This window comes from Lactobacillus kimbladii (assembly GCF_014323605.1).
Lineage (GTDB): Bacteria > Bacillota > Bacilli > Lactobacillales > Lactobacillaceae > Lactobacillus > Lactobacillus kimbladii_B.
The window spans coordinates 478,719-501,110 of the sequence record NZ_SCMB01000001.1 but is presented as its reverse complement, the minus strand read 5'-3'; the positions used below and the strand labels follow the sequence as shown (position 1 = coordinate 501,110).

Sequence of the window (22,392 nt, the reverse complement as noted above, 5' to 3'; positions counted from 1 at the left end):
TTGCCGATAATCAGAAATTAGTATTGTTCTCTATTAAGGTGGCGCTTTAATTTCACCGCTTTTTGTGCACTGCTAATCAAATTATGGGCAATTTGGTTATCAGTGCTTTTTCTTTAGCAAAAAGCAGGTGCTAGTATGGAATATATTAGAATAACTAACCTCAACGTTGAAAATCGTGACGAATCTTTATTTTATGCTCCACATTTGAATATTCAGGACAATCAAATAATTGGTTTAATCGGGGATAATGGTGTAGGTAAAACCACATTGATTAATACTATTGCCCAAATGCCCACAACTTTCAGAGTAACAGGACAAATACTGCGCCATTGTCGTATTGTTTTGGTACCACAGCTTTTAAATAACGATGAGCAAAGTGGTGGGGAAAAAGAAAAAGAAGCCATTACTCAGGCAATAATCAGATTGGGTCAAGCCAAAGATTCTTTGCTAATTCTGGATGAACCAACTTCTAATTTAGATATTGAGCAACAAAGATGGCTAATTAAAGCCTTAAGTAGTTTAAAACAACCAATTTTGATAATTAGTCATGATCAGTCTTTTTTACAGAAACTTGTTAATGTTATTTGGCACATTAAAGATCATCAAGTTCATGAATTTAATGGTTCATATAGTGAATATTGTCAATTTCTCATAGCTGAAGAAAAAAGAAAAAAGATAGAATACCATGAAAAACTAACTAAAATTAAAAAACTAAAGAAAGATCAAAGGCAGGCTGAAATAAAGTCTCAAAATGCTACCAAGAAAAAGAAAGATATGTCTTGGTCGGATTGGAAAATAAAAGACAGCGGCAAGATTGAGAAAAGGCTTAGCCGAATTAGTACTCAATTAAAAAAACGTATAACAAGCGAGGAAGTTGCGCTGGAAAAACCACAAGTCCATCATCCAATTACATTTAGTAACGTTAAAACAACAAACTTAGATCTATCACAAAAAAGTAGTTTGGTCAGATTAGGCATTCAAGATGTTGTCTTACACGGAAACAAATTGTTTAGTATAACAAAAGAATTGCAAATAAAAGGAAGAGAAAAAATTGCATTAACTGGCAAAAATGGTGTCGGAAAATCAGTTTTTTTAGCAAAATTATTTCATCAAAAACTTAACGCTTGGTTTAATCCGCAATTAAAAATCGGTTATGTTAAACAGAATATTGCTCAAGAAGCTGCGGTAAGGGAGACATTGATAGAAACAATTTCTAAGATCAGTGTTTTTGATAAAACAACTACCATGCAACTTCTAGGTGATTTACGTTTAAGAAGATTTTTGAATAACCAAGTCTGTGATTTAAGTGGAGGCCAGCTAGTTTGTTATAAATTGGCAAAGGTGTTATTAGGTGAACACAACTTACTGATACTTGATGAGCCAGATAATTTTTTAGATATTTCAGCTATTAATGCTCTTGAAGAGTTCTTAAAAAATTATCCATTTGCTATTATCCTGGTATCTCATGATCAGAACTTGCTGAAAAATTTGAATTTTGCAACCTGGGAAATAAAAAATCATAAATTAATTAAAACCACTGATTTTTCGAGTCATAAGAATACCAATATTGATAATCGGATTAATTTGCTTCAATTTAAATTAGATAAACTAATTGCCGACCCCAATGCTTCATTTAAAGAGATAGAAAATATTTCCCGGGAAATAAATAATCTCAAAAATAAATAAAGTCTCTAAAGAGAACCAAGTTTTATTAATTAAGGAAGCAGAAGCATTACTATTCTGGCCAGTATGATTAAAAAATAAAGTTGATTACCAAAAAGTCAATTAAAACTCGACTGTTACAGATATGTGTCTGTTTTAGAACAGGAAGTGGAGGTGCTGGAATTACAAATCTTGTTAACAAAATTAATTAAAAATAATGGAAATGAAACTTTGAAAAATTTAAAGTAGAAAGCTGATAATGATTATAGAGATAGAGGTTCAGTGGGATTAGCGAAAGGAGTAATGTACTTCTTAGATTGGCTGCAATTGAGGTTAGTGCCAAAGGAAAAGAAAATAAATTTAGTTTTTTACACTCAAGACTGCGAACTATTGCTATATTTTTTGATAAAAACAAATGGCACACGTAAATTGCTAATAACTATTATAATGTTAATAACTAGTAGTATAAGTTTAATTAAGGAGAAAAAATGACAAAACCAATTATTGGCATAGCAGGATCTGAAATGATTGATTCTGCTGGAATGTTTCCAGGATACAGACGTAGTTATGTTAATGAGGACTATGTGGATTCTGTTGTTAAAAATGGCGGAATTCCCTTTATAATTCCTTTTACTGAAGATAATGAAGTTATTAAAAGCCAGATGGCTCATGTTCAAGGATTGATTTTATCCGGTGGACATGATGTTGATCCTCACTTATATGGTGAAGAATTGATGCCTAAGATTGGTCCTATTTGGCCCCAGAGAGATCACTTTGATATGCTTTTATTAAAAATTGCTGAAGAAGCTAATAAACCTGTTCTGGGAGTTTGCCGCGGAGCACAAATCATTAATGTAGCACATGGTGGCAGTCTTTACCAAGATATTAGTTATCGCTCAGAGCAAACTCTAAAACACGAACAAGGTCATACACCTGATTTGCCTACTCACAAAGTAACAATTAAGAAAAACAGCTTATTAGCTAAGACTTTAGGCAAAACTGAATGCATGGTTAATTCTTTTCACCACCAATTAATTAAAAAGGTCGCCCCGGATTTGCTTGAAGTTGCGGATGCAAGCGATGGTGTCCCGGAAGGACTTGAAAATAAACAGGGTACTGTTTTGGCGATTCAATGGCACCCCGAAATGCTACATAACAATCCTAATACTAAGTATATGAATAATTTATTTAAATTTGTGGTTAAAAAAGCCAAGTAAGGAGTAATAATGACTCAAAATAAAAATGCTGGGGATAAACTAGGTTTCTGGTCAATTGTCTTTTTAGCAATTAATTCGATTATTGGCTCGGGTATTTTTTTAACTCCCGGGAGCGTGGTTAGCCAGGCAGGGAGCAAAGCATTAATTGTCTATTTCATCGCTGCAATTTTTGCTGCAATTTTAGCAATTTCATTTTCAGCAGCAGCCAAATACGTAACTAAGTCTGGCGCTTCTTATGCTTATTCTAAGGCAGCCTTTGGTGACAATGTTGGCTTTTACGTCGGTATCTTGCGCTATTTTTCAGCCAGTGTTGCTTGGGGAGTAATGGCTGTCGGTGTAATCAAATCGACTATTTCTATTTTTGGTGGCAATCCTGACAAATTTTTAAATGTCACCATTGGTTTTATTATATTAATGGTTGCAGTAACTGTAATTAACTTATTTGGGCAAAAGTTTGTGAAGCTTGTAATGAACATGGCTACAGCTGGTAAATTAGCTGCATTAATTTTGATTATTGTAGCTGGAGTTGTTTTACTTATTACCACTGGAGCCAGCCATAGCCTGTCATCCGTTGACCAAATAACGCAAAATGGGCATAAAATAGTACCGGCTTTAACTACTACCGGTCTTGTTATGGCTGTTGTTTCTGCATTTTATGCTTTTACCGGCTTTGAATCTGTTGCATCTGGCTCCGAAGATATGCAGGAACCAGAAAAGAATTTACCTAAGGCTATTCCACTGGCAATTTTGGTTATTGCCGCTATTTATATTGGGGTAGTGGCAGTAGCGATGGTTTTGGATCCTAAGGCATTGATGACGACTAAACAAGTGGTGGCAATCAGTGCGATTTTTAAAAATGATATATTGCGGGATGTAATTTTAGTTGGAGCGCTTATTTCGATGCTGGGAATAAATGTTGCCTCTAGTTTTAATGCACCGCGCATTTTGGAGGCAATGGCCCGTGAACATCAACTGCCGGCTACTTTAACAGAAAGGACTAAAAATAACTTTCCCATTAAAACTTTCTTTATTTCTGAAGCACTAGCAATTTTAGTACCCTTAGCTTTTCAATATAACATGACTAACTTAATTACGTTGAGTGCTATGGTCAGATTTTTAGGATTCATCATTGTTCCTCTGGCAGTAATCTGCTTTTATTATGGTAAAAATAAGCAGCCAATATTGCCGGCTCCTAAAAGTGCATTAACTGATATATTTGTACCAATATTGTCAATTGTTTTGGTAATCTTTTTGCTAGTCAAATATAATTGGCAAGCGCAATTTGGTATTATTGAAAATGGCAAAGTCGTAGGCGTTAACTGGTATGCAATTTTCATGATGATCTTTGGCTTCATAATTTTGCCGCTGTTTATGTTTTGGTTTTCCAGAAAAGAAAGAAGCAGCCAGCAGTAGCTCTAAAAATTTACAAAAAACCGGACTAGACAATACTAGTTCGGCTTTTTTTCACTGTTAATTAATGTATTTACGGAAGAAGTTTAGCTCATCTTCATTACATTTCTTGGCCAATTCATCTTTTTGATTAACATGAAAAACATGACCTCGTGGATGCTTCTTATCACCATAGAAATGAAGTTCATGGTAAATATTTTTGGCTTTCAGATAGCCTGAAAGCATATAGGCGTTATCACGTAAGAAATCATCAGTGCATGTCATTAAGAAAAGCGGTGGCAGTGCTTGGGTCAAAAATTGTTCGGCGTTTAATTCTTCATGCTTATTTGAACGAATATCAGGTCTGAAATAGGCTTCGGGTGCCCCAGTATATGAGGGGATTTCGGTTAGGAAGTAGGCACCACAATTTAAAGCGGCAGCTTTAATTGTTAAACGGGGTACTGAATAACCAAAATACTTGCGGTATTCATTGTTAGTGTAAGCTGCTAAAATTTGTTCTCCCATTTGGCCGCCGGCACTGTCTCCAACAATAAAGACGTTATTTAGATCGAATTGATATTTTGTCGCATTTTCCTCTTGGGCTACCCAGTGAAACACGCGGTTGATATCATCCAGTTCTCCGGGATAGACCACATCTGGTGCTAAACGATAATTGGCGTTAACTACGGCAAATCCTTCTTTAGCCAGAGCCAAGCAATAAAACTGATAGGTTTCTTTGGTGCCATATATCCAGCCGCCACCGTGAATATTTACGATTACCGGTAATTTAGCATGGGTTCTATTCTTTGGTAAATAAACATCGAGTATCTGATACTTGGGATCCTTACCATAGGAAATATTGTCAAACCTTTCTACTTCCGGAATTTGTGTTGGCAACCCAGCATCGCGCTGATCATCACCTTTTTTAATTACTTTTCGTGTTTCTTCAACTAATTTTCGATAGTCAGGTTCTGACATTTTACAGCTCTCCTTTTTTGTAATCGCTTTAGTATTATATTCTACTTCATTACGAGTAAAAAAGAACGGTATTAAGTCTTTTTAAAGTGATAATAAAGAAACTTTGTAATAGCTAATTCTTATAAAAGTAAGTACTAATTTTTAAACATCAATTAGCATAACTTGAACAGCTTTAATAAAACAACTAACATAATTGGTAAATAAATATGGGGTATTTAAATGAATGTAAAGCAAAAAGTGTTAACTTTGATTAAAAAAAGCCAACTGGAAAACAATCAATATTTATCAACAACTGATTTGGCAGAAAAACTCGGCCTTAAACGTAATACAGTTAGTCATTATCTAAATCAGTTAGTTAAAGAGAATGAATTAATAAAAATTAATACACGCCCAGCAGTATTTATTTTTAAAAAAATTGCTGAGAAAAAATCAGGATGTGTGTTAGACAATGAGTATGGCAGTGTAAAAGAGTTACAGAAAAAGTATCGAGATGAAGATGTTTTTAATAATGTAATTGGACATGATAAATCACTTTATAGCCAAATAAAAAAAATCAAAGCGGCTGCATCATACCCGGGAAGTTTACCAATTCTTATTACTGGACAAACAGGAACAGGTAAAAGTTATATCGCACGAAAGTATTTCGAATATTGTGTAGCAGAAAATTACATTTCTAAAGAAGGTAAATTTGTCAGCTTTAATTGTGCAGAATATGCAGATAATCCAGAACTACTGACGGGAACCCTATTTGGCTATGTAAAGGGAGCTTTTACTGGTGCAGATAGCAATCATCTTGGGCTTTTTGATGAGGCTGATGGAGGTATGCTTTTTCTAGATGAAGTTCATAGATTAGACGCCAAAGGACAAGAAAAACTTTTTTCATATTTAGATAATGGCAGTATTTCTGCTTTAGGAGATGCAGGAAATAAGAAAAAAGTAAATGTGAGGTTAATTTGTGCAACTACAGAGGATATTCAGAGTAGCTTCTTAGAGACATTTATTAGAAGAATCCCAGTTCAAATTTCAATGCCTCCTTTGAAAGAGCGTACTCAAAATGAGATTCGTGCTTTGATTATTTATTTTTATATTCAACATGCTCAAAAGATTAATAAAAGTTTTAAAATTAATAGTCAAGTTTTCTTGACGCTGAGCAATGTTAACTATCAAAATAATATTGGGCAATTAAAAAATGATATTTTATTGTCTGTTGCCAGTGCTTTGGAAAAAGATATCAATTCTAAAATTATAAGTATTAAACTTGCAGATTTACCACAAGATATTTTACCTTCAACTTTAGCTGAAAATAATAATTCAGTCAAAGGTAGTGCAGACTTAAATATTAAACCTACTAGTAAAACCACAGACTTTATTGAAAATAAAAATAGCACTAATTATATTAATAAAGCGATCCAAAAAATATATTTGTTATATCAAAAAGAGGACTTTTTACAGTTTAGATCAAAAGCTTTTGATGTTGTTAACTCTCTATGTGATTATTTAATTTTTAAAAAAGATGACTTAAACATAGGTGAATTACCCTTAAATTTGATAAAAAACACACTTAACCAAGAAGTAGGTTATTTGAAAAATGATTTTTATAATGACTTTAATGGCAACATTATTGTAGCTATTTCTTATTACTTTTATTTTCGACAGGAAAATCATTGGGCAATTTCTTCTAAAGAGAGCCAATTGATTAGAGAAATCATTGCAAAATTAAATGAAGTAACCTACGTCAAACAAATTGTGCAAGTAATCTTGGATACTATAAACAAAACCCTGAACTTGTATACTGATGAAGTCGACAGAATGTTTCTGACTATTTATCTTGAAAGTATAAAAAGAAGTACTAATTCTGACCTAATTCACTGCATATTGTTAGCACATGGTTATTCCACTGCAAGCAGTATTGCTGACACGGTTAACAAAATAATAGGTGAACCATTGCTGGATTCATTTGATATGCCAATTGATATTAAACCTGAAGATATAGCTCAGAAAGTAGCAAACTATATTCGTGTAAGACATGTCACTAAAGGAATAATTTTAATGGCAGATATGGGTTCTTTAGAAAAGATACCTGAATTAATAAAAACGGAAATAAACTTTCCTATAGTTATTTTTAATAACGTATCAACCCAATTAGCATTGTTTGCTGCTGAGTATATTAAAAAGAAAAAACCTTTATCAGCTATGGCTAAAGATTTAAATCAAGTTATTCATAATGATTATCGTATTATATATCCTAAGATGATCAAGCAGAATGTTATCATTGTTTGCTGTACAACTGGAATAGGGACTGCTGAAAAGATAAAAACAATGATTAAAGATAGCTTACCAAATAAAACCAAAATAATGGTGAAGGCATATTCTTACGACTCATTAAAGATAGAAGACCAGGAAAATACTCTTAAAAGAAAATATAATATTCTAACAATTATAGGGACTGTAAACCCTGGATATGAAAAAATCCCATATATTTCAATCGATCAACTTGTAAATGGATCTAAATTAACTACATTAAAAGATTCTTTGCAAGGTATCCTAAGTAAACAAGATTTATATAAATTTAATGATTCTATTCTTAAGAACTTCAGTATAGAAAGAGTAATTAATTCCTTAACAATTTTGGATACTAAAGCAGTTATAAGAAACATTAGTTTTTGTCTTGAAAAAATGAATAATTATCTCAATAAAAGATTATCAAACCAAACAACAATGGCACTTTATGTGCATATTAGTTGCATGATTGAAAGAATTATTCGCAACCAGTCCTTAGAGAACAGTCCAAGAAATTTTACAGACAGTAAGGAAAAAGAAAAAGGGATTGAGACAATAAAATTAGCTTTACACCCACTTGAAGAAATCTATAATATTAGAATTCCTAAGACGGAGCTAAAATATATATATGAGTTAGTTTTTAATTATGATAGATAATAATCAGACACTATTTATAATTCCTGGTTATAGTGTCCAAATCATAGTATTAAGCTGGAATAAATAATATAAAAAGCAGATTGTGGAAAAGTGATATGATCCCTCAAGTTTGTTCTAATTTTAGGGTTCACATCAAACCAAACTGTTTTTTTTTGACACTGGGTTGGCACACTTTTTGCTGTTAAATTAGTGAAAGCGATTGAAATATAGAAGTTACTAGTATCATTTGAAAGGAAAATAAAATGAGTATTGTTTTAGCAAGAATAGATAATAGACTACTTCATGGAATAATTGTTACTCAATGGGCTCCACAATCCGGATCCAACAGGGTAATGGTAATAGATGATGAAACAGCAAATAATTCAATAAGTAAAGCTACTATGAAAATGGCACGACCAGCTGGAAATGCAATTTCCATTATTACAGAAGAAAAGGCCTTAACTAATTTTAAAAATGGTAAGTATGATGCGGAAAAGTTACTTGTTCTGGCTAAAGAACCACAAACTTTTTTGGATTTGGTAAAAATCGGTGTTCCAATTAAAAAATTGAATATTGGCGGTACTACAGCTCGTGATAATGGTATAGAAATTTCTAAGCGAGCTTTTGCTGATAGTCATGAAATAACAGTATATGAGTCATTAATTGATAAAGGTGTCAAGTTATTTTCTCAATATGTCCCGGCTGATAAAGAAATAGAAGTTACTAAGGAATTTTTAGAAAGTAAGGCTAATAGTTAAAATGCATTTTTCAATATTACAAATTATTCTGTTAACGCTTTTAGCTTTTATAAAGCACGTTGATTACTATGGTATTCCGATGCTATTCGTTAATTATCCCGTTTTTTGGGGGCTTTTTACCGGAATAATAATGGGAGATATACAAACCGGATTATTAGTAGGTGGTACAGTTCAGCTAATGTCATTAGGTGTCGCTGGCTTTGGTGGTTCGTCAGTACCAGACTATGGTACAACAGCGATCATTGCTACTGCTTTTGGAGTTTCAATGGGTAAGAGCGCAGGTTTAGCAATAGGCTTACCTGTTGGAATGCTGGGAGTTCAATTAGATGTTATTGTTAAAATTTTAAACGGATTTGTAGCTAAAAAAGCAAAAAGTTATGCTGATTCTCGTCAATTTAAAAAAATGAGTGCAGTTACCTGGTTAGGTCCATTATTCTTTGGCCTTTCAGCAGCAATTCCAGTTTTTATTGCCGTCACTTTAGGTCAGTCAGCTGTGAACTTTATTTTACAAGTTATGCCAAAATGGTTCATGACAGGACTAACTATAGCAGGTGAAATGTTACCTGCCGTAGGTATTGCAATGCTATTAAATTATATGCCTACAGGTAAACTAGTTAATTACTTATTGATTGGTTTCTTTCTAGCTGCTTTCCTAAAAGTGCCAATTATCGGTGCGGCAATAATTGGTTTTGCAGCTGCATTTACAACCTATAAGCAAGCTGAAAAAGAAGGCCAAGCTAAAGCCATGGCTGCAAATACAAATTCAGGTATAGGAGAGGACGAATAAAATGGCTAAAGAAAAAGACGAAAAAATTTATGGCCCAATAGTAACAAAAAAAGATTTGCGTAAAGCTAATTATCGTTGGTTAATGAGTGTTGAGACATTTAACTACGAAACTCAACAAGGAGCGTCTGTTGCATATGCTCTATCCCCAATTTTGCGTAAAATATATCAAAAAGATGATGATTATGTCGAAGCTTTAGACAATCATTTTCAATATTATAATACTCAACCATGGTTAGCTGCTATTGTTCTAGGGGCTTGTGTTGCTATGGAAGAAAAACAAGGTTTAGCTGCTAAAAGTGCTATTAATGATTTTAAAGTTGGTACTATGGGACCACTAGCTGGAATAGGTGATTCTCTTCTAATGACAATGATTCCAACTATCATGGGGTCAATAGCAGCTTATATGGCTTTAGAAAATAATCCATTCGGTATTATTCTGTGGGGTATCTTAATAGCAATTATCTTTTTCCTACGTATGCATTGTTTTGAGTTTGGATATAGACAAGGCTCTAAAGTTATTACAGAATATGGTGATAAGATAAATTACTTAACTGAAGCTGCTTCTGTTTTAGGGATCACAGTTGTAGGCTCTTTGATTGGATCCGTTATATCTGTTACATCGCCACTAAAATTCCAATTTGGAAAAGTTACAATGCAAATTCAACCAATGTTGGATAAAATATTACCACAATTAATTCCAGCATTATTAGTTTGGCTAGCTTATAAGCTTTTAAAATCTAAAAAGTGGAATATGACCTGGGTGATTTTATTATTTATTGTAATAGCAATGTTTGGGGCAGCATTTGGTTTCTTAAAATAATAGGTAAGGAAAAAATAATGAAAAAGATTATTATTGTAACTCACTATACGCTTGCACAGGGCTATCAAGAAACTCTTGCTGGCCTAACAGGAGATAAAAAGATTGTCGCAGCCATTTGCGCCTATATGAACAATGAAGGAACAAATGAATTAAAGGAAAAAGTTGGCAAGATGTTAAATAATTCGGACGAATTTTATATACTTACCGACTTAAGTTTTGGAAGTGTAAATCAAGTGATGAGTCAATTTGCATCTGCTAAGATTCATATAATCACTGGGGTTAATTTACCATTTGCATTAGCGTTAGCTCTTGCAGTTAAAAATGATCAGCCAATTAATATCACTAATTTAATTAATCAAGCAAGACAGCAATTATTACAAGTATCAGTAAATGATATAACTGATTCAAATGATGATGAGTAGGTGGTAAAGAATGAGCTCTTTAGATGATGTATTACATTTTAAAAACGAACAAAGCAGGACTATTTCTGCCGAAAATAAGACAGGGGCTCCTGGGAAGGCAGCAATGGCAACCGGCAAGCTGGGACCACAAAGAAAAGGAAGTGCTGATATTTCGCTTGAACAGGGAGAAACAGTAACATTAGCTGACATTATTGGGCCAGGAGAAATTCGCCATATGTGGTTTACAGTTACAGACAAGACAACTAAGGGAAGCTTTGTTTTGAGGGATTTAGTGCTGAGAATGTACTGGGACAATGAGCAAAATCCTTCTGTGGAAGTCCCATTGGGTGACTTCTTCTGTAATGGTTTTGGAACTCGATGTATAGTTAATTCTATACCAATTGTTGTAAATCCCTTTGGTGGCATGAATTCTTACTTTAAAATGCCCTTTAACAAACATGCAAAAATAACTATTACAAACGAACACCCTGGATTTATTAAACACTTTTTTTATACTATAAATTATGTTAAAAAAACCAAAACTGAAGATTTATTGTATTTTCATGCGCTTTGGAACCGCGAAAATCCAGTAAAAATGGGACAGGATTATACTTTACTTGATGGAGTAAAGGGCAAAGGCTATTATGTGGGCACATATATGGCTCTTTGCGCTTTACAAAGATATTGGTGGGGTGAAGGTGAATTTAAATTTTATATTGATGAAGATAATCAATATCCTACTGTAACTTCAACTGGGGCAGAAGATTATTTTGGTGGAGCTTGGGCTTTTCAAAAACAGGAATATGGACATTTGCCAGAAACTTATACTTTTTCAACTGCCTATCAAGGTTATCCGTTTCACGAAACTCAAGACCATTCGCGGGATATGTTTAGCGCAGGAAAATCAGACCCTAATTCTGTTCATGCTTGTGGGAATGATGGCTTACCAGAACATGGGTTGTACCGATGGCATTTACCGGATCCAATAGCTTTTACTAAAAATCTAAAAGTTACTTTTCAAGATATAGGTAATGATGATATTGGCCTGTTCGAACGTTCAGATGATATTGCAACAGTAGCTTATTGGTATCAAACTGAGCCCCATCAACCATTTAAAAGCTTTTTATCGAGAAATGAACGTTTGCCAAGATAGATAAAAAGGATATTTTAATTGAGTTCAAAATTTGGTTATCTTTTTTAAAATATCAGCTGCTTTAGTTATTATTCTCACCAATAAAATTCTGATATGCTTCATTCTCTGAAGTAGTGGTAATCTTAAAATTATTAAAATCAGGCTGCTTCTGGTGCAAGGTACTTTCTGCAACGTCAATGTAATGTGTAACTGTCGCATTTCCAATTAATTCGATCCAATAGCTATTGGCGGTGCGATGTACCTTTGTTTGGACAAATCCTCCGGGATTTGAAACAGTCAGCAATTTATCAAACAGATCCTGTGACTTGTTAGTCAAAGCGTAAATTAAGCTTGCTGCAGACATGCCAGTACCACAAGCGTTGGTAAAACCTACACCGCGCTCAAAAGTGCGGACGAAAAGGTGGTCAGAACTCAGAACCTGAGCAAAACTGACGTTTACTCCGTCTGGAAAATAAGGATTTTTCTGATTTAATTTTGTTCCTAAATTTGCTAACAAGTCACTTTTTAAAACTTCATCTGAAACTAAACTAATCAAATGAGGGTTGGGAACAGCAACTGCTGAAAAGGTTAACTTGGGTGCAAATTCAGGTACTGCTTGGTTTAGTAGTTCAGAGCAACCTAAGTTAGTAAAAGGAAGATCTCCAGCTGCAAAACTAACCGGACTAATTTCTACACTGACTGCTTTAACGTTTTGCGCCCAGTCCGGCTGACAACTAACACGTAAATCACTTTGCATTGTTTCAACCTTGAAAGATTTTTTGTGAAATTTTTCTGCTAGATAACGGCCTACAGTACGTAAACCATTGCCACACATGGAAGCAAAAGAACCGTCAGCATTAATGACCTGCATTTTGCCTAAAGCTTGTAGATGATGCGAATTGCTGACTACTAACAGACCATCAGCTCCGTTTAATAATCCAGTGGCAGAGTTAGTTATTTGCCGAGCCAAATTTACTAATTCATTTTTAGTTAAAGGGGTTTGCAATTGAGTTTGATCTAGTAGAAAAAATTTATTCTGTGAACCGTGAACTTTTTGTAGTTGTACCATAAAAATTGCTCCTTAAATTAATTAAAAAACTTATGATAGATTTCTTTAACGGCAGCTGCTGCGTCCGCTTTTTTGGTACCCAGCATAATTGAGATTCGTGAAGCACCTTGGTTAATCATATGAATTGCAATATGCTTTTGTGCCAGAGGCAGCGTGATATTCTTCATTACGCCAATTTTGTTTTTCATTCCTTCTCCTACAACCATGATAATGGCATAGTCATCGATCCACTCTAATTGATCAGGATTAAGTGCCTGTTGAATTTCAAAACACATTTGCTGGCGAATTTGCTCATTAAATTGGCGTTTGTCAAAAATCACAGTTAAATCATCAATTCCTGAAGGCATGTGCTCATAAGATATATTAAATTTATAAAAAATTTGTAGTAATTTAAGAGTAAAACCAACCTGTTTATTTAGCAAGTATTTATGTAAATATAATGCTGCAAAATGACCAGAACTAGCTACTCCTGTAATTGTACTTTGAGGCTGGAAGTTATTTTCAGGTACGATCATTGTTCCAGGTAAATCTGGGTGATTGGTATTTTTGACATTAATTGGTATTTGTCCTTCAATTGCAGGAATAATAGCTTCATCGTGAAAAACTGAAAAGCCCGCATATGACAGTTCTCGCAACTCACGGTATGTCATAACATTAACAGCGTGGGGATGCGTAACTATTCTAGGATCAGCAGCGTAAATAGCATCGACATCAGTGAAATTTTCATAAAGGTCAGCGTCAAGTCCCCGTGCCCAAATTGATCCGGTAATATCAGAACCACCACGAGAAAAAGTAGCAATTAAACCGTCTTGAGTAACACCATAAAAGCCAGGAACAATTAATAAGTCTGAAGTTTGAGCCCACTTCTGCAAATTGCTGTAAGTTTCCGACAAAACCTGGGTGTCATTAGGGTTGTCAGTCACAATAAAACCAGATTCTTTAGGGTCTAAGAAACGAGCTGGTATATGACGACTTTGTAAAATTAAAGTCAAAAGCTGAGCATTTAGTTTTTCTCCATGCGCTTTAAAGCCTGCCATTAAAAAATCTTTACTTGGATAAGAAACTTGAGGTAGATTATGTAATTCTTGCAATAAAGGCTTTAATAATTGTTCGGGTATTTTAAAATAAGCGGCAATGTCATGATACCTTGACCAAATTTTTGTAACAGTTGCACTATAATTTTGTTTATTAATTGTTTCCTGGGCATATTTTATTAATAAATCTGTTACTTTAGTGTCATTTTTATATCTTTTTCCTGGCGCTGACGTAACTACGATTTTACGAGCCGGATCAGCATTAATAATTTTTAAAACTTTTTGAAATTGTTCTCCGTCAGCTAGAGAACTACCACCAAATTTTACAACTTTCATGTTAATACCTTTCACAATTAAATTTAATTTAAGTAATTAGTATTGGATTTTAACATTAAAATTTTAATCTTCAACCGAAAAAGAAAGTTGCTAATTAATAACGCTATTATTTCTCTTAAGAAAACTTTGGTAAAAAAGCTGTCGATAAATGCCGGTTTTAACAGTCTTTGCTGCAGCTTTGAAACAATTAATTGCAAAAAATAATTTTAGGGATTTGAAAATCAAAAAATATTTACCAGCAAAAATGGTTGACAATCATATTAATTAATAATAATATTTTAATAAATCGAAGAGGTTGCAACCAACAAAAGTAGCTGGTGGAGTTTCTGCAAAAACTAAGAAGCCAGTCAAAGGGGCGGTTGCCGAAGCGTTAGTTATTGCGGTAATTAATTAGCTGGGACGTAATCTAACAGGTTACGGACTGTCGCAATTTTATATTCGCGGAGCGCTATCGACAAAATTGATACCAGATAATAACTTGAAGGACTCTTTTGTTAAGCACAACAAAAGAGCCTTTTTTATTTAAAAAAAAGGAGAGACTTAAATGGCTGCTAATGATTATTACCAGACTAACGCTCAAGGTCACTTAGCAATTGGTGGGGTAGATGCATTGAAACTGGCAAAGGAGTTTGGTACCCCATTAGTTGTTTATGACGTACAAAAAATCAAACAGCAATTTCAGGCTTTCCAAAATGCATTTGCAGAGGAAAATGTGAATTATGCAATAAGTTATGCCAGTAAGGCTTTTGCTACAATTGCGATTTATCAGGTAATTAATGAACTTGGCGGACATGTTGATGTTGTTTCTGGCGGAGAATTGTACACGGCTCTAGAAGCAGGATTTCCAGCAGAGAAAATCAGTTTTCATGGCAATAATAAGACAGCTGATGAGTTATTATTGGCCGTGCAAAACCATGTCGGTGTGATTGTTCTGGATAATTTTTATGAAATTAAGTTGCTAACGCAGATTTTGCAAAAAACATGTGCTCAAGTGCAAGTAATGCTGCGGCTAACTCCAGGGGTCTCAGCTCATACTCACGAATACGACCAAACTGGTCAAGAAGATAGCAAGTTTGGTTTTGATATTAGATCAGGACAAGCCGAGCAGGCATTTTTAGAGGTAAAAGCTAATAAACAGATGGACTTGATTGGCCTCCATGCTCATATCGGTTCACAAATTTTGGCAACAGCTGGTTTTAAGCTAGAAGTTGAAAAACTTATGCAGTTGGTCAATAACTGGCAGCAAAAATATGATTACCAGCCGCGCATTTTAAATTTAGGTGGCGGCTTTGGCATTAGATATACCAAACAGGACAAAGTTTTGACTGCGCATACTTTCATCAGTCAAATAGTGCTGACAGTCAAAAAATGCACACAAGAAAATCACTTAAAAATGCCGGCCATCTGGATTGAGCCGGGTCGTTCAATTGTAGGAGAGGCTGGCTGTAGCTTATATACAATCGGTGCACGCAAAGAAGTGCCGGGACTATTGCCTTACGTTGCCGTGGATGGTGGTATGGGTGATAATATCAGACCGGCCCTTTATCAAGCACAATATGAGGCAGTATTAGCAGAAAAGCCACATGCCAAGCCAGTAGAAACTGTCAGGCTGGCAGGACGCTATTGTGAATCAGGCGATATTCTTATTAACAAATTGGCACTGCCTCAAAGTAAACCGGGTGACGTAATTGCAGTTTTGGCTACTGGAGCTTATGGTTATAGTATGGCTTCGAATTATAACCGTGTTCCTAGGCCAGCCGTTGTGTTTGCTGAAAATGGTCAGGCACAAGTAGTAGTTACACGTGAAACTTATGCGGATATAGTTAGTCATGATCACTTTTATCAAATGGAAGGATAAATTATAAATATGAAAAAAATGACGGCAACCGAAATCATTGACTTTATTGCTAATTCAACCAAAAAAACACCAGTTAAAGTTTATGTCAAAGGTGAAATGGCTAAATTGGACTGGCCTGAAGACTGCAAAGTTTTTAGTGAAACTCATACTGGAGTCGTTTTTGGAGATTGGCAAATTTTAAGTCCTTTTTTAGAAAAAAACGCCGAGAAGATAACATATTATCAAGTGGAAAATGTCAGTCGGAATTCTGCTATCTCTTTATTGGACCTGAAGAACATCTCTGCCAGAATTGAACCGGGTGCCCTTATTCGTGAAAACGTTGAGATAGGCAAAAATGCTGTAATCATGATGGGGGCTGTCATTAATATTGGTGCGGAAATTGGCGAAAATGCCATGATTGATATGAATGCTGTTTTGGGTGGCCGAGCAATTGTTGGTGAGAATAGCCATGTTGGAGCAGGTGCGGTAATTGCCGGAGTTGTCGAACCGGCTTCAGCACAACCTGTGAAAATTGGCAAAAACGTTTTGATTGGTGCTAACGCCGTGGTTTTAGAAGGAGTCCAAGTTGGCGACCATGCAGTGGTAGCAGCTGGTGCTGTAGTAACTAAAGATGTCCCAGCAAATAGTGTCGTCGCCGGAGTGCCGGCAAAAGTTGTTAAAATGCGTGATCAAAAAACTGCCTCTAAGACAGGAATTGAACAGGGATTAAGAAAGCTGTGAATTAATTAATGTTAACTTCTGAGCAACTTGTTAAAATTCGTCGCGATTTACACCAAATCCCTGAATTAGCTCTGCATGAACGCCAAACACAAAAATATTTATTACAGGTCATTGACAATTTTACTCAAAAACATATTGAGGTTCGCACATGTTCGGAGCTGCCCACAGCAATATTGGTCAGGGTTCAGGGAAGTGAACCCCAGAAAACAATTGGTTATCGTGCAGATATTGATGGCTTACCGATCGAAGAAAAAACGGCTTTGCCATTTGCTTCTCGAACTCAAGGTCAAATGCATGCCTGTGGTCACGATATCCACATGACGGTGGCTCTAGGAATTTTGGCTTATTTTTGTGATCACCAACCCCTGGATAATTTACTTTTCTTTTTCCAGCCGGCTGAAGAAAGTGAAAGTGGCGGCAAAAAAGCCTATGAAGCTGGAATTTTCTCTGGTAAATGGCGCCCCGACGAATTCTTTGCCTTGCACGTTACTCCTGATTTGCCTACTGGCACAATTGGCTGCCGTTTAGGAACATTATTTGCGGGAACAACTGAAATCAATATTGATTTATATGGTAAGGATGGGCATGCCGCATATCCGCAACAAGCTAATGATATGGTAGTAGCTGCAGCTGCTTTAATAGAACAAATTCAGACAATTGTCTCACGCAGTATTGATCCCATTGCAAGCGGAGTTATTACAATAGGAAAGATTAGGGCTGGAACAGTTAGAAATGCGATTGCCGGCCATGCTCATCTTGAAGGAACTATTCGCGGACTAACCCAAAAAATGATTGAAAGAATCGATCAACGCTTGCGGGATGTGACTCAGGGAATAGCGCAGAGTTTTAATGCTAAGGTTGATTTGCAGCTTAATCAGGGTGGTTATTGGCCAGTTGAAAATGATCCGCAAATCACAAGCGAGTTTATTAATTATATGAAGGAAAATCCTCAAATTGATTACCAAGAGATGCAGCCGGCTATGACAGGAGAAGACTTTGGCTACTTGCTGGCACAAATTCCCGGTACCATGTTCTGGCTGGGCGTGAACGATAATTCTCAACTCCATTCTGCAACATTTAACCCACACGAAGATGCAATAGTAATAGGAATTAAAGCAATGGTAGGTTTTTTATTGAGTCATATGTAACTCAAAAGGAGAGAAAGCATGACTAATTTTGACAAGGCAGATTTAATGACTGCGATAATTACGCCCTTTAATAAAGAAGGAAAAGTTGACTATCCTGGTCTGAAAGAATTAACAGAACATTTAATTAATACAGGCAGCAATGGTTTTGTCATTGGCGGTACGACTGGGGAAACGGCAACCATGACTCATGATGAAAAAATAGAACTATATACTAAGTTTGCTCAAATAATTGCAGGACGAGTACCTGTAATTGCGGGCACAGGCAGTAATAATACTGCACAAACTGTTGCGTTTACCCAGGAAGTAGGACAAATTCCCGGCATTGATATGGCTTTGGTAGTAGCGCCATATTATAACAAGCCGAATCAAAGAGGAATTACAGCTCACTTTGAAACAGTGGCAGCAAATTCTCCCGTACCAATTATCATTTATAATATTCCAGGACGAACAGGAATTAAGATTAGTAAAGAAACCTTGGTTGACCTCTCACATAATCCTAAAATTGCTGGCGTTAAGCAATGTACTGATTTAGAAGACTTAGAATATATTATTGAACACGCAGCAAATGACTTTTTAGTGTATACAGGCGAAGACTTGCAGTCTTTAACAGCTAAAGTTTTAGGGGCAAAAGGAGTGATTTCGGTAGCTTCTCATGTTTATGGCTCGGCCATGCGTGAAATGTATGATGATTTAGATCAGGGTAAAGTAGCTGCAGCGGGGAAATTGCAAAGACGGCTAATGCCGAAGATGCAAGCCTTATTCATGTATCCTTCACCATCTCCAGTTAAAGCCGTCTTAAATGCACAAGGGCTGCCAGCTGGTGGCTGTCGTCTGCCTATTATGGACTTAAATGAAGCAGAAAAGGGGCAATTAGCTGTTCATTTAGGTTTAGCTGAATCGGCTTTATTACATAAACTGCCGTTAGAACTAGGAGTATAATATGAAAAAAATTTTGGTAGCTGGGGCCACAGGATCTATGGGAAAACAAACAGTGCAATTAGTTAATAAATTAACGGATTGTCAATTAGTAGCTGTTTTAGCTCCAACGGCATCTAAAAGTTCAGAATTTGGAGCTTCAGTTAAATGCTTTGAAAATTTGACTGCTGTCGATATTGATGCCGATATTTGGATTGATTTTACCACCCCACAAGCCGTTTATGAAAATACTAAATTTGCTTTAAAGCACCATATGCACCCTATTGTTGGAACAAGTGGTTTAACCCCAGATCAAACCAAAAAGCTCCAAGCAATTGCACAAAAAGAAAAAATTGGTGGCATTATTGCTCCAAATTTTGGTTTGTCGGCTGTCTTACTAATGAAATTTGCGCAAGAAGCTGCCCGTTATTTTCCTAATGCAGAGGTCATTGAAATGCATCATGCTGATAAAAGGGATGCACCTAGTGCAACGGCAATAGCAACTGCAAAATTAATTGCAGAAAACCGCAATCCAGAAAATTGCTATCAAACTACGAACGATTCTGCAGCTCGCGGTGCTGATTATGATGGCGTTCCTGTTCATTCCGTTCGCTTACCAGGATACGTAGCTCACGAACAGGTGCTTTTTGGTGGGCCCGGAGAAGCTTTAACTATCAGACAAGATTCGTTTTCTCGTTCTTCATTTATGCAGGGCGTGAAAGTGGCCTTGAGTCGGGTAATGGACTTACCAGATTTAGTGGTCGGTTTAGACCAAATTTTATAATTTATAAGGAGAACAAAAATGCCACAATTAGCTACTGATTTAACTTCAATTATTCATACACCATTAGAAAAAATTCCTCCCTCTGGTATCCGTGCTTTTGCTCAAAAGGTTGACGATATTCCTGATTTAATTAAATTAACCTTGGGAGAACCTGATTTAAATACACCTGAACATGTTAAAAAAGCAGCTGCTCAGAGCATTTTAGATAATGATTCACATTACTCAGCCCAAAAAGGAACACCCAGATTACGCAAAGCCATTAGCAATTTTTTACAGCGCAAGCAAGGCTTAACTTATGATCCTGACAGCGAAATTGTAGTCACAGTGGGTGCAACTGAAGCTATAGCCGCAACAATGCTGGCTTTGTTTCAGCCAGGGGATGAAATTATTGTACCGACCCCCTCTTATGCCCTTTATTTCCCATTGATTCAATACACTAAAGCTAGGCTGGTTGCTATCAATACGTCAGGAACCAATTTTGTGTTGACTCCTGAAGATTTGGAAAAGACACTGAATGAGCACCCTCATGCTAAAGCAATTTTACTGAATTATCCTACTAATCCAACCGGCAGGGAATGTCCCAGTTCTGTTTTAGAGCAAATGGCACCAATCATTAAAGAGCATCACCTTTATGTGATTTCTGATGAAATATACAGTGAGCTGACTTATAACTTTAATCACGTATCGATTGCGCATTATTTACCCGATCGTACCCTACTAATTAATGGTTTATCCAAGTCGCATGCGATGACTGGTTATCGTTTGGGTTATGTGACTGGACCGGCTGCTTTAATTAGTTTAATTGCAAAAATGCACGCATTCTTGGTTACAGCTCCATCAAATCCAGCGCAAGCAGCAGCTACTGAAGCTTTGGAAAACGGTGATCAGGATCCGGCTGCAGCACGACCAATTTACCAAAAGCGGCGTGATTATATTGTTGGTGCATTAAACAATATGGGCTTAAAAACTCATGCCAGTGAAGGTGCATTTTATGTTTTTGCTAAAATACCGGAAAGTTATGGTAAGGACGATGAAGCTTTCGCACTGGATTTGGCCCATAAAGCTAAAGTTGGAGGCACTCCCGGAAATGCTTTTGGCCCTGGTGGTGAGGGCTATATCCGCTTTTCTTATGCTGCCAGTGACAAAAATCTTCATACTGCTATGAGTCGAATCCAAAAGTTTTTAGCAGAAAAGGGTGAAATTTGATGAGAAAATACGCAGTTGCAATTTTGGGTGCTACAGGCGCAGTAGGCCAACGTTTAATTAGTGAATTGGAAAAAGCAGCAATTCCAGTCAAGCAAGTTAAATTGCTAGCGTCTAAGCGTTCAGCAGGCAAGAAATTACAATTTAAAGGCCAAGAAATTACAGTTGAAGAGGCACATCCTGATTCATTCACTGGTGTTGACTTGGTTTTATCATCTGCTGGTGGCGCCGTTTCTAAAAAGTTATTGCCTGAAGCGGTCAAAAGGGGGGCAGTGTGTGTAGATAATACTAGTGCTTTCCGGATGGCTGATGATGTTCCACTAATTGTTCCCGGAGTTAACGATGACCAATTAGTTAATCATCATGGCATTATTGCTAATCCTAATTGCTCGACCATTCAGATGGTTGCCGCGCTTTATCCGCTTCACGTTAAGTGGGGTATTAAGCAAATCATCGTTTCAACTTACCAAGCGGTTTCTGGTGCTGGCAAAGCGGCTTGGGATGAACTGTTGCAACAAGCACAAGATAGGCTGAATAATCAAGAAACTGAAGCCAAAATTTTGCCAACTGCGTCTGCTAAAAAGCATTACCCTATGGCGTTTAACCTGTTACCGCAGATTGATGTTTTTGAAGATGATGGTTACACTCACGAAGAATGGAAAATGATTCATGAAACTAAAAAGATTTTGTTTAATGATCAGGACACAAAGCAAATAAAAGTTACTGCTACTTGTGTCCGGGTGCCAGTTGAAATTGGTCATGGCGAAACAGTTTATTTCACTTTAAAAGATCAGTCAGCAACTGCTGCTGCGATAAAGCAGGAAATTGAGCGGACTCCCGGGCTAGTTTTACAAGATGATCCGCAAAACCAAATTTATCCACAGCCGCTTTTAGCAGCAGGTAAAAAAGAGACTTTTGTTGGCCGTATTCGTCCAGACCAAGAAAATCCTGGCGCGTTTAATATGTGGGTAGTAGCTGATAATTTATTAAGAGGTGCTGCCAGCAACACCGTGGAAATTGCTGAGTGTATAGTCAGAGATAATTTGGTGCGTGTCCCTGATAAGTAATGTTTTTGTTAATAAATAAGCCAAACTTTGGGCTGTTCAATATTTAATATAAAAATTAACTCTTTTAAACTGATTTAATTCAGTTTAAAAGAGTTTTTTATTTAATGTTCGTAATTTTATTGATTATACGCGTATCGCAATATTAAGCACTTTCATTAGCTAAAAAATACAAACTATTTAATGAACAAGTATAAATTT

Annotated in this window: 19 protein-coding genes and 1 riboswitch; of the genes, 16 read left to right on the top strand and 3 right to left on the bottom strand. The window is 36.0% G+C overall.

Translation table 11 applies throughout. From position 1 onward, the window contains the following. Positions 1–135: 135 nt before the first annotated feature. The 3 genes from ERK18_RS02460 (at position 136) to ERK18_RS02450 (ending at position 4,292) form a co-directional block, all read left to right on the top strand. Positions 136–1,686 carry an ATP-binding cassette domain-containing protein gene (locus ERK18_RS02460; RefSeq protein ID WP_187154138.1) on the top strand — a complete coding sequence of 517 codons (1,551 nt, stop codon included), beginning with the start codon at positions 136–138 and terminating at the stop codon, positions 1,684–1,686. Between the two features lie 464 nt (positions 1,687–2,150). Beyond that, on the top strand, positions 2,151–2,879 hold the full coding sequence (locus ERK18_RS02455) for a gamma-glutamyl-gamma-aminobutyrate hydrolase family protein (RefSeq protein WP_187154137.1): 729 nt from the start codon (positions 2,151–2,153) through the stop codon (positions 2,877–2,879). 9 nt (positions 2,880–2,888) lie between these two features. Then, complete coding sequence (locus tag ERK18_RS02450; protein WP_187154136.1) at positions 2,889–4,292, top strand: APC family permease; 1,404 nt, start codon at positions 2,889–2,891, stop codon at positions 4,290–4,292. A 57-nt stretch (positions 4,293–4,349) separates the two neighbouring features. Here the strand turns inward: ERK18_RS02450 and ERK18_RS02445 are convergent, their stop codons facing one another. Next, positions 4,350–5,246: an alpha/beta hydrolase gene (locus tag ERK18_RS02445; protein ID WP_187154135.1), complete on the bottom strand. Its 897-nt coding sequence runs from the start codon at positions 5,244–5,246 to the stop codon at positions 4,350–4,352. Between the two features lie 219 nt (positions 5,247–5,465). Here ERK18_RS02445 and ERK18_RS02440 point away from each other — a divergent pair, with 219 nt between their 5' ends. The 6 genes from ERK18_RS02440 to ERK18_RS02415 all read left to right on the top strand — a co-directional run bounded on the left by ERK18_RS02440 (position 5,466) and on the right by ERK18_RS02415 (position 12,081). Then, the gene (locus ERK18_RS02440; RefSeq protein ID WP_187154134.1) at positions 5,466–8,183 is read left to right on the top strand and encodes a sigma 54-interacting transcriptional regulator; all 2,718 of its coding nucleotides are present in this window, start codon (positions 5,466–5,468) and stop codon (positions 8,181–8,183) included. Between the two features lie 242 nt (positions 8,184–8,425). Beyond that, positions 8,426–8,920 (top strand): PTS sugar transporter subunit IIB, encoded by a 495-nt coding sequence (locus tag ERK18_RS02435; RefSeq protein WP_187154133.1) that lies wholly within the window; start codon positions 8,426–8,428, stop codon positions 8,918–8,920. A 1-nt stretch (position 8,921) separates the two neighbouring features. Beyond that, positions 8,922–9,707, top strand: coding sequence for a PTS mannose/fructose/sorbose/N-acetylgalactosamine transporter subunit IIC (locus ERK18_RS02430; protein WP_187154132.1), 786 nt, complete (start codon positions 8,922–8,924; stop codon positions 9,705–9,707). A 1-nt stretch (position 9,708) separates the two neighbouring features. Next, positions 9,709–10,527, top strand: a complete 819-nt coding sequence (locus tag ERK18_RS02425) for a PTS system mannose/fructose/sorbose family transporter subunit IID (protein WP_187154131.1) — start codon at positions 9,709–9,711, stop codon at positions 10,525–10,527. Between the two features lie 17 nt (positions 10,528–10,544). Further along, positions 10,545–10,949 (top strand): PTS sugar transporter subunit IIA, encoded by a 405-nt coding sequence (locus tag ERK18_RS02420; protein WP_187154130.1) that lies wholly within the window; start codon positions 10,545–10,547, stop codon positions 10,947–10,949. A gap of 10 nt (positions 10,950–10,959) precedes the next feature. Beyond that, positions 10,960–12,081, top strand: coding sequence for a glycoside hydrolase family 172 protein (locus ERK18_RS02415; RefSeq protein WP_187154129.1), 1,122 nt, complete (start codon positions 10,960–10,962; stop codon positions 12,079–12,081). Positions 12,082–12,142: 61 nt separating this feature from the next. On the opposite strand, the gene dapF is transcribed toward ERK18_RS02415, so the two are convergent. Together dapF and ERK18_RS02405 are read right to left on the bottom strand one after the other, a co-directional pair. Then, positions 12,143–13,129: a diaminopimelate epimerase gene (gene dapF, locus ERK18_RS02410; protein ID WP_187154128.1), complete on the bottom strand. Its 987-nt coding sequence runs from the start codon at positions 13,127–13,129 to the stop codon at positions 12,143–12,145. Between the two features lie 17 nt (positions 13,130–13,146). Next, positions 13,147–14,499: an aspartate kinase gene (locus tag ERK18_RS02405; protein WP_187154127.1), complete on the bottom strand. Its 1,353-nt coding sequence runs from the start codon at positions 14,497–14,499 to the stop codon at positions 13,147–13,149. A 281-nt stretch (positions 14,500–14,780) separates the two neighbouring features. Beyond that, positions 14,781–14,959, top strand: a riboswitch (Lysine riboswitch). A gap of 84 nt (positions 14,960–15,043) precedes the next feature. On the opposite strand from ERK18_RS02405, the gene lysA reads away from it, so the two are divergent. From lysA to ERK18_RS02370, 7 genes are read left to right on the top strand one after another with little or no spacing between them, the layout of a single operon-like run. Then, entirely contained in the window at positions 15,044–16,357 is a 1,314-nt protein-coding gene (gene lysA, locus ERK18_RS02400) for a diaminopimelate decarboxylase (protein WP_187154126.1), read from the top strand. 9 nt (positions 16,358–16,366) lie between these two features. Then, positions 16,367–17,077 carry a 2,3,4,5-tetrahydropyridine-2,6-dicarboxylate N-acetyltransferase gene (gene dapD / locus ERK18_RS02395; RefSeq protein ID WP_187154125.1) on the top strand — a complete coding sequence of 237 codons (711 nt, stop codon included), beginning with the start codon at positions 16,367–16,369 and terminating at the stop codon, positions 17,075–17,077. 8 nt (positions 17,078–17,085) lie between these two features. Continuing rightward, positions 17,086–18,225: an N-acetyldiaminopimelate deacetylase gene (locus ERK18_RS02390; RefSeq protein ID WP_187154124.1), complete on the top strand. Its 1,140-nt coding sequence runs from the start codon at positions 17,086–17,088 to the stop codon at positions 18,223–18,225. An 18-nt stretch (positions 18,226–18,243) separates the two neighbouring features. Then, positions 18,244–19,164 carry a 4-hydroxy-tetrahydrodipicolinate synthase gene (gene dapA / locus ERK18_RS02385; protein WP_187154123.1) on the top strand — a complete coding sequence of 307 codons (921 nt, stop codon included), beginning with the start codon at positions 18,244–18,246 and terminating at the stop codon, positions 19,162–19,164. A 1-nt stretch (position 19,165) separates the two neighbouring features. Then, on the top strand, positions 19,166–19,924 hold the full coding sequence (gene dapB, locus ERK18_RS02380; protein ID WP_187154122.1) for a 4-hydroxy-tetrahydrodipicolinate reductase: 759 nt from the start codon (positions 19,166–19,168) through the stop codon (positions 19,922–19,924). Positions 19,925–19,942: 18 nt separating this feature from the next. Then, the gene (locus ERK18_RS02375; protein WP_187154121.1) at positions 19,943–21,130 is read left to right on the top strand and encodes an aminotransferase class I/II-fold pyridoxal phosphate-dependent enzyme; all 1,188 of its coding nucleotides are present in this window, start codon (positions 19,943–19,945) and stop codon (positions 21,128–21,130) included. After that, the gene (locus ERK18_RS02370) at positions 21,127–22,194 is read left to right on the top strand and encodes an aspartate-semialdehyde dehydrogenase (protein ID WP_187154120.1); all 1,068 of its coding nucleotides are present in this window, start codon (positions 21,127–21,129) and stop codon (positions 22,192–22,194) included. Before ERK18_RS02375 ends, ERK18_RS02370 begins: the two co-directional genes overlap by 4 nt. Positions 22,195–22,392 lie beyond the last annotated feature (198 nt).